General features: G+C 71.1%; 7 protein-coding genes and 1 riboswitch. All 7 genes read right to left on the bottom strand.

The window, feature by feature from the left end:
• Nucleotides 1–307 precede the first annotated feature (307 nt).
• Nucleotides 308–4,369 carry a MobF family relaxase gene (gene mobF, locus RLT59_RS39195; RefSeq protein WP_311308229.1) on the bottom strand — a complete coding sequence of 1,354 codons (4,062 nt, stop codon included), beginning with the start codon at nucleotides 4,367–4,369 and terminating at the stop codon, nucleotides 308–310.
• Nucleotides 4,370–4,932: 563 nt separating this feature from the next.
• A riboswitch (cobalamin riboswitch) is annotated at nucleotides 4,933–5,064 on the bottom strand.
• A 225-nt stretch (nucleotides 5,065–5,289) separates the two neighbouring features.
• Nucleotides 5,290–5,565 (bottom strand): hypothetical protein, encoded by a 276-nt coding sequence (locus RLT59_RS39200; RefSeq protein ID WP_311308230.1) that lies wholly within the window; start codon nucleotides 5,563–5,565, stop codon nucleotides 5,290–5,292.
• Nucleotides 5,562–5,849 (bottom strand): hypothetical protein, encoded by a 288-nt coding sequence (locus RLT59_RS39205; protein WP_311308231.1) that lies wholly within the window; start codon nucleotides 5,847–5,849, stop codon nucleotides 5,562–5,564. The genes RLT59_RS39200 and RLT59_RS39205 overlap by 4 nt, the downstream gene beginning before the upstream one ends.
• A 94-nt stretch (nucleotides 5,850–5,943) precedes the next feature.
• A complete protein-coding gene (locus RLT59_RS39210; protein WP_311308232.1) occupies nucleotides 5,944–6,306 on the bottom strand; it encodes a hypothetical protein in 363 nt (120 codons plus the stop codon).
• Nucleotides 6,307–6,398: 92 nt separating this feature from the next.
• Complete coding sequence (locus tag RLT59_RS39215) at nucleotides 6,399–7,520, bottom strand: RapZ C-terminal domain-containing protein (RefSeq protein WP_311308233.1); 1,122 nt, start codon at nucleotides 7,518–7,520, stop codon at nucleotides 6,399–6,401.
• 1 nt (nucleotide 7,521) lies between these two features.
• The gene (locus RLT59_RS39220) at nucleotides 7,522–8,007 is read right to left on the bottom strand and encodes a hypothetical protein (RefSeq protein ID WP_311308234.1); all 486 of its coding nucleotides are present in this window, start codon (nucleotides 8,005–8,007) and stop codon (nucleotides 7,522–7,524) included.
• Nucleotides 8,008–8,072: 65 nt separating this feature from the next.
• The gene (locus tag RLT59_RS39225; RefSeq protein WP_311308235.1) at nucleotides 8,073–8,546 is read right to left on the bottom strand and encodes a transcriptional regulator; all 474 of its coding nucleotides are present in this window, start codon (nucleotides 8,544–8,546) and stop codon (nucleotides 8,073–8,075) included.
• Between the last annotated feature and the right edge of the window lie 185 nt (nucleotides 8,547–8,731).

Below are 8,731 nucleotides of genomic sequence, written 5' to 3' on the forward strand. Positions count from 1 at the left end.
CTAACTGAGCGCGCTCTGGGGACAGCCGTCTCCCATGGGAGACACGGATGCCGGCGCTCAGCCCCGCCCGGAGGGCGCCCACAGCTTCCGCTCCGACCCCTCACCCTCACCTTTACTTCCGGGAGATCTGCTGTGCATCTGGTGGGCCCGCGCGGTATCTGAGCTGGGAGAACGGGGAAGATCCGAACAGGTTTCCCCCACCACCAGGTGGTGGACCGCGTGATGGCTTCGAGGAGCGCGGCCAGGGAATGGGACTTTCCCGCACGCGCGCGTTGGACGGTCTCATGAGTTCCATACGTGTACCTGTTCAGAGTCCGCGCTTGGGCCCGGAGCGGCTCGGCGCGGGTGGTTCGTACCGGCGGTTCTGCTGCTCGATCCGGGCGGCCTGCGCCTGCTGAGCCTGCTGGACTTCGGCCCGTGCCCGGGTCTCGGCGCGGTGGAGCTCCGGGTGCTGCTGGGCGATCCGCTCGCGGAGCGCCTTCTCGGTGCGTGCGTCGGTGGTGACGGTCCGGTACATGGCCGCGTCCTCCCGGGCCTTGGCCGCCTGGCTATGAGCGCGGGAGAGCCGCCGCTCGTCGCCTGTGTCGATCTGCTGGACGCGGGCGGGCAGCTTGGTCTCGCGCATCTCGGTGAGCCGGGCGGCGAGGGTATCGACGTCCGGGGCCTGGTACTGGGTGGCGCCCAGCACGGCGGCGTACGGGCTATTGCGCACGGTCTCCCACGCGGCCTCAGCGGCACGGTTGGCCGCGATCCGGGCGTCGGACGCCTCCCTCCACCCGGCGGCGCGCTGCTCGGTTGACTCCTTGGTGAGCTGCTTGTGCTCCTTGCGGGAGGTGCCTGCCATCCGTAGCGCGATCCGCCCCATCTTGTCGGCGGCGGCGAGCTGTCGCAGGTGCTCGTCGTGCTGGGCGGCGTGCGCGGCCATCGCGGTCTCGCGGGCCTGGGCGGTACGCGCGACGGCCAGGTGCTCATCGGCGCTGTCGAGCAGCTGGTGGATGGGCGCGGTCTCACGCTTGCCCCGGGTCTCCCCGCTGGCCTTGTCGGCGGCGATCTGCTCCTGCAGGGCCTGCTCGGTCTCGGCGGCCGCGGCCGCCGCCTCGTCCTCGCGCCGCGCGTCGACGGGGCCGGTGGCGATGAGCCGGGTCAGCTCCTGGTCGGTGTGACCGCCGTACGGGCGCTGGGTCCAGGCCCGCGTCCCCGCCAGCTCCCGTTCCTCCCGCATCTCGTCCAACTGCTGCTTCTGCTCGTCGGTCAGCCGGTACTCGCGCGGGGCGGTGGCTTCTTCCTTCCGCTGTTGGACGTGCCGTGGGGATCGTGAGCGGGCTGCTGTGGTGCTTACGGTGCGAGTCGGCGACGGCACGACGACCGCGGGGGCCGGCGGTTCGTGGAAGAGGTCGGAGACCATGCTGTCCGGCCGCGACTGCCCCAGGAACTTCGCGTACGCGTCGACGGCGCGCTCCAGGCGCTCCTTCTCCGTGCGGGCCGCACCGAGCCGCGCCCGGGTCTCCTCCGTCTCGACCACGGCCAAGGGCAACCAGAGGTGGTTGGCCTTCTTCCCCCGGGTCAGCCCGGGATACGCCGCGTGGGCGTTGGCCCCGTGCCCGTACAGCAGGCTGGTGTCGCAGGTCATGCCCTGGGAGGCCGCGATCGTCATCGCGTACCCCAGCGACAGAGCCCCGCCCGCGATCTGGTCCGGTGTCAGCCACGCGGACACGTACGCGTCGTCCTGGCCGCGCTCGCGGGTGCGCCAGGTGACCTCGACCCGGCCGTCGTCGGCGAGCTGGCTGACGACGGCCCGGTACCCGTTGAGGAGGTCTGGCCCCGCGCCGCGGCGGCTGCGGTAGTCGTTGGCGCGGACGCGTACGGCGTCGCCCTCGGCGAGGGTGAGCCGGTCCCCGCCGGGGAGTGCGTAGGTGCGCTCGGTGCCGAGTTCGCCGGCGGCGCGGCGGATCTGCTGGGCCCCGGAGTTGAGCGCGTCGACGTCCGAGTTCCTCGCGGCGAGGACGACGAGCTCGTCCAGGAGATCATGGGTGTCGGGCCAGCGGTCGCGCCGCAGCTCGTCCCAGACGGTGAGGATCTGCGAGCGGGCCTCGTCGGCGGACTCGGTGGGGTGGACGCGGCCGCGCTCGGCGAGGAGACGCAGCGCCTGGTCGTGGTCCCCGGTGCGCCACACCTCCAGCGCATGCCGCTCGGCAGCGTCCTCCTGGCGGCGGTTCTCGTGCAGCGCGAGTCCGCCGACCAGCCGGTGGACCTCACGGAACCACCCCCCGACGCCCACGGCCTGGAGCTGGAGAGGGTCGCCGATGCCGATCAGCTTGGTGCCGGTGCGGGCCGCCTCGCGCATGAGGACCTCGGCCGCCCGGTCGTCCACCATCGTGGCCTCGTCCACGACCAGGACGTCGATGCCGGTCAGCCCGGAACCGGTGCGGATCTGCTGGAGCCAGGAGGCGACCGTGCGGGCCGGGATGCCGGACGCTCCGGTGAGCTGCTGGGCGGCCACCGCGCTCAGGCACGCGCCTGCGTACGTCGTGCCGGTCGCGTCCCACCCGATCCGGCATGCCTCCATCAGCGTGCTCTTGCCTGCCCCGGCGACGCCGACGACGGTGTCGATACCGTGCCCGCCGGTCAGCAGCCGCGTCACCGCTGCCCGCTGTTCCTCGGACAGCTCGAAGCCGACCGCGACCTGGAAGACGTCGACGGCGGCCGCGGCCTGATCCGGAGTCAGCGAGGCGGTGGTCTCGTCGTGGCGGGTGAGTGCCTGGTCCCGTACGTACGCCTCGGCGTCCAGGATGTCCTGCGTGGTGTAGCGGGCGGTCGACGTCATCACGGTCGATCCGTAGTCCGGCGCCCGCACCGCGTACCCGGCCACGTCCAGGACCTCGTCGACGAGCTCGTCCAGGCGGCCGACGTCGCCCGTGTCCAGCCCGTACGGCAGGGCGTTGCCGACCGCGGCGAGCAGCTGCGCGCGGCTGAAGGTCTTGTTGCTCGCGGTGAGTCCGTTCGTCGGGTCGAAGACGATCGCGGCGAGGTCGGCCGGCGGGGGAATCCGCGGTCCGCCGGGGCCGTCCAGTGCGGGGCCTGCCCCCGGATCAGGCGGTCCGGGGGCGGCGGCCGCGACCATCGCGTCGACGTCGACCCCGGCGGCCTCGGCGCGCTGCCGCCAGCTCGCCCGCATTCCGGCGGCGTCGGCCGCGTGCTTGGCGCGCAGGCTCTCGGCGGCCGCACGGTCCCGCTCCTGACGCCCGGACTCCTCGCCCGCCATCTCCACGATCCGCCCGTGGCGGCGCGAGTACAGGTCGCGCACGGTCTCCGGGAGGCCCTCGACCTCCCAGGCCCCGGTCCGCTCGACCTGTTCGCGCCGTACGCCGTACCGCTCGTACGCCAGCGCCCGGATCCGTGCCTTGAAGTGGGCGTCGGCGGCGGCCGCGTGCCGGTGCAGGTCCTGGCCCGAGTTGCCGATGGAGCGCCACTCGCCGTCCTCGCAGAGCGCGAGGTTGGCGATCGTGATGTGGAGGTGGAGGTGCGGGTCGCCGGGCTGCCCGTCACCCATCGGCCGGGCCGATTGGTGCTCGACCGACCACGCGAGCAGACCGCCGGTCGCGAGCCTGACCGGCCGCCCGTCCTCCGAGCCGACCGCGTACCCGACCCACCGCTCGACCTCCCGGAGCGTCTCCGTCTTCGCCCGGTGGACCAGGTCGCGGTACTCCTGGCCGTCGGCGTCGGGCAGGAGCCCGGCGAGCGCGCTGTCGCTCTTCGGCATGTCCAGCATGAGGTCCCAGCCGCGCACCCGGTCGTCCACCCGGGCGTCGGCGTGCTCGCGCGCGTCGGTCAGCTCCTGCTCGCCGTAGACGTCCGCGAGGTCGAGGCCGGCGGCGCGGGCGAGCTTGTGCAGGGTGCCCACCTGCATCCGGTGCCGGTCGCCCTGGCGGTGGACCATCCGCTGCTGCTGCGCGAGCACCTTCTGCTGCTTCGGCTTGCCCTCCAGCAGATCCGCGGCCGCCACCCCGCGCTCCTCGGCGGCGGCCTCGATGGCCTCCACCAACCTTGCGGTCGTCAGCTTCGCCAACGAGTGCGCGCGGACCGACGTCTGCGTACGGATCAGCCGGGCGCCGGTCTCGGGATGGCAGCCGCTCATGAGCTGCCGGGCGGCCTGCTTCCCCTCCTCGTCCAGCACGGCGCCGGCGGTCAGCCCGACCGCCGCGAGACCGCTGCCCATCCACACGAGCGGAGAGTCCGTCTCCTCCCGCAACCGGTACTCCAGCGCCCGGTCGGCCTGCTCCTGGACGACGTCCTCGGACACCACGACCGAGCACCCGGCCTGCTCCCGCAGCCGATACTCCACCTGCTCGTCGTCTCGGATCGCTGTCACCCAGGCCACCGGCCACCCCGTTCGTGCTGGCCCGTCAGGCGGGCTTGTGCGGTTGTACGTTCCCGGCGTGCCGGGGTTCCCCGACAGGGGAACCCCCTTCGTGCTTCCCCTGTTTTTGATCATGTCCGCAATGGACCCATCACCGTACGCTCGGGTCGGCGGATGAGGAAACAGGAGGGGGCGATGGCACCGTCTCAGGACCAGGAACAGAGGTCACCAGGCTGCTCAGGAAGACGGCGACACACACACCAGACGCGATGGCTCCGACCACGTCGCCGGACGACGCAGGTCCTGGGTGGGACCGAGAGGTGAACTTGAAAACGATGGCGCCGACGGCGCAAGCCACGATGAACCAGACCGCGGACAGCGGACCGATCTGGACGGTCACGGGATCCTCCACGCACCAGGCCCGCTCCACGGCGGGCAAGCTCAGCTCGCGCGGTCGCACGAACCTCACCCCTTCTGCGCGGTGCCCCGATCCCGGACAGCAAAAAAGCCCGACTCATTTTGAGTCGGGCTCCGAGACTGCCCCGAAGCCCACCCAGAAGGGCAGGCGTTCACGACGCCCGTACTTCTGGTTGAGCAGGCACTCGGACTTAGCTGTACTCGGCGTACAGCACACACCGTTGCGGGACAGTTCCGGATTCACACCGGATTTCCCTGCTATCAACAAGGCCCATACTACTCGGCTTGACCTTGTGGCCTCGACCTTCCGAGCCCCAACTGCCCACTGCTCAGCCAGAGAACGGCCAGCTACGACAACCCGCGGTTGTCGACGAGCGAGGCGGAGGCTCGTCGCAGATCCTCGGACCTCAGCCCGTGAGCCTGTGTCTGCGCCGGCGGCGACAACGTACGCTCGAACGCACGAAGCGACCCCCGGCACTTACCCTGCCGGGGGTCGCTTCGGTGGTGGCGCCGTATCAGGGCCCAGCGATGAGCCAGAGGATCAGCACGGCGTCCAGGTCCTGGTTGTGGCGGTAGACGACGGTGATCCCGCGGCCACCGGTCTGCTCGGGGAGCAGGTCGATCGCGTAGGACTCGGAGCGGGGATCTGCGTCCGGCAGTCCGCGGGCGTGGTCGGGGGTGGGGTCCTCCTCGATGGAGGCCCGCACCGACATGACGGCAGTCCGCTCGCTCACGCTCAGCTCGGCTCGCAAGATCTTCTCGGCGGCGTCGCTGTAGAACGCGTGGGTCACCTGGTGTTCCCCTCGGCCAGCTTCTGACTCAGCTCGAAGGCGACGTCCTCGCTGCTGCGCATCAGGGCCGCCATCGCCTGCGGGTCGCACCGAAGCAGGACCCGGTGCCGGTACGCCTGGGTGATCTCACGGACGCGGGTGAGGTCGTCCAGATCAGCGTCAGCCAGCTCCCTCTCGAACGCCTGCAGGTCGCCGGGGATCCCCCAGATTCGCAGGGCGTCGCGCAGCTCGGCGAGCGTGCGCATCGGCGGTGCGATCTCGTGGTGCTCGGGTTGTGCAGTCACTGCCCCTCCTTGGGTCGGTGGTGTCGAGTCTCCTACGCGCTCGGGCTCGGGACAGCTCGTCGAGCGTCACGATGACGAGGGCGTGGTCGACCCATCAGTCCTTGTACGCGATGGGGCTGAGTCCGGAGTGGGCCCGGTTGAGCGCCTCGAACAGCGTCTGCGCCGCCGCCTTCGCCTCGGCGAGGCCGTCGTACGTGGCGGCGAGGTCGGTGTCGAGCGTGTTCCTGTCGCTGCGCAGGTTCCCGTTCTCCTCCAGGTGCTTCACCAGGGCCTCGGTCTGCTCCAGCGCCTGGGGCAGGACCATCGCCGCCTGGGAGAGGTTTCCGACCACGCTGTAGGCGTCGCCGGGGAACTCCCAGTCCTCGTCTCCCCGGGTCGGGGCGAGCGTGGCGTGGTTGAGGGCACGGAGGGCCTCGTACGCCTCGTCGGCGAGCCTGGCGGGCGTCTTGTCCGTCATGGGGTGAGTGCCTTCCTCGTTGGTCGAGCCGGGGCCGCCGTGATGGCGGCCCCGGTTTCATCCTGTCGTGCGGTTCGGACAGGCTGGGGCGATCAGACGATGTCGCCCGGAAGGGGGCCGCCGCGGCCGCCGTCCAGGTCGACCATGAGCATGTCGCGCCCGAGGTGGTCGAGGGCGCGGGTCAGCAGCGGGACGTGCGCGGCGTACAGGGTGCGCCCGGCGGCCTCGATCGCGGCGGTGAGCTGGTCCAGGTCCCCGAAGGGGTACCAGGTGGCGTCCAGGGCGTCATCGGCACCGATGGCGGTCACCGTCGTGGGGAGTTGGTAGAGCGCCGACGTTGACGCGACCCAGGCGTGGTCACTGGCCCGCCAGTCGTCGACGAGGTCGCGGCCGAGGATCACCGGGGTGTGGTCACGGAGGTCAACGCCGGTCTCCTCCTGGAGCTCCCGGACGAGAGCGGCCGGGGCGGTCTCGCCAAGGTGGGCGTCGACCATGCCGCCGGGGATCGCCTCCTGCTCGATGTCGGACCGGGTGATCAGCAGGACACGGCGCTCCTGGCCGTAGCCCGCCACGACGATCGGGTCGGCGGCCTGGTTCTCGCCCCACAGACCCAGGTTGCGGCCGACGCGGCCGGTGCGGCCCTGCGGGTGCATCGGCCAGCCGTCCGAGTCCAGCTCGAAGCGCACGAGTGCGCGCGCCTGGCGGTCGGCCCAGTCGGTGACGTCGGCCGGGGTGGCGGCGGCCTCGGCCCAGTCGGGCACGTGCTGGGCCAGGGCCTCGGGCAGCAGCTCCGGCGGCGTGACGTCGGTCGGCGTGTACGTGCTGCGGTTGTGGACCCCGGCGGGCAGGAGGGGCTTGTCGACGTCCCGATGCTCCAGGACGGCATCGTGTCCGGCGGCCGTCAGGATCTCGTGGCTCCGGCGAGCCAGGCCGACAGACCGGTGCCGGCCGCCGACGCAGCCCCAGGCGATGACGATGTCGTCAGCTCCCGTGTCCTCGATGAGGCCGAGGGCCTGGGCGGCCGCGTTGAAGGCCCACCGTTCGGCGCCGGGAGTGTCGAGGACGTGGTCGTACACCGGCTGGTCAAGCCCCGTGAGGTGCTTGAGGGCCGGGTCGCTGAACGGGTTCCTCAGCTGTGCGCGGAGGTCGTAGGTGAATTCGGCGACGGGCGGGGCTTCGTGGCCGTAGCCGAAGGAGACGATGCGGATGGTCATGTCAGCTGTCCTCGAATCGCTTGGTGGCGCAGGGCGGGCAGAGCGGGATCTGCCGGTGGTCGGTCTCCTCGGGGTAGAGCGCGGTCGAGAACGGGTCGGCCATGACCTCCACGTCCGGGCGGGGCTTCATGCACTCCTCGCAGACCGGGAGCAGCGGACCGAGCAGGTCGAGCGCCTTGTCGATGCGCTCGCCGGTGCTGTCCTGTGCGTACGCCTGCGCCTCGTCCAGGAGCTCCACGACGCGGTCGATGTCGTCGTGGTCGACCTCGGTGATGGAGACGGTGATGGTGCCGATGACGTCGGCGACGGCCGCCAGTACGCCGTTCTCCGGGTTGCCCGGGTCGCGCAGCGCCTGGAGGGCGGCGGCGTGCGGGCCGACCTGCTCGGTGCGGGTGGCGGCGTCGCGGATGCGGTCGAGGCCGACTCGGACGATGGCGACGGCCGCCGCCAGTTCCTGCTCCACGGTCATCTTCGGCGGGTTGCTCATTGTCAGGTGATTCCTTCCGGAGTGAAAGACGCGATATCTAGCTTGATTGCCCGTAAGTTTCCAGTTCACAGAGCCGCGATGAGGAGTGCAGCGATTCCGAGGAACAGGTGGTGGAACGACTGGTCGAGGGCGTAGGCGCCGGTCCCGAGCGTGGCGGCGGGCTTGCCTTCGGCGGTGACGGGGTGCGCGGGGTGGGCGCTGGTGCCGAGGGAGTAGAACTCGGTCTTGCCGGTCACCTTGGCGAGCCAGGCGAGCGTCGACCTGCGGTCCGCCCACCAGTGGGTCGCCGCGTCGATGCCGAGGCCGGCCACGAGACCGAGGGCCGTGACGGGGAGGTCGAGCACCAGGACCACTGCGGCAAGTGCGATGCCCTTGGTGATGGTCAGTCCGAGGACGTGGCGCGCGCCGGCCAGGCGCCCGGCCCATCCAGCGCGGCCCTTCTCGGCGGCCTGGTGGGAGGTCTGGACCCAGTGGTCGCCGACCGAGTGCGCGATGAACAGTGCGACGAACGCGGCGGCGAAGACGGCTGCTGCGGTCATGGGTGCTGGGCTCCTTCGTCAGGCGAGAGGTGCATTTTCGCTTGCGGTTTTGCTGGCCGTTTTGCTGGCCGTATCTCAATAATGCAGACTTCGAGTCGGCATGTCTAGCGTTTCGCAGACTCCGAGTCGGCATGACGCTTGTCTGTGCTGGTCAGGCCCAAAGATTTCGTGCGCCCGGGGTCTGC

The sequence above is a fragment of the Streptomyces sp. ITFR-6 genome, from assembly GCF_031844725.1.
Lineage (GTDB): Bacteria > Actinomycetota > Actinomycetes > Streptomycetales > Streptomycetaceae > Streptomyces.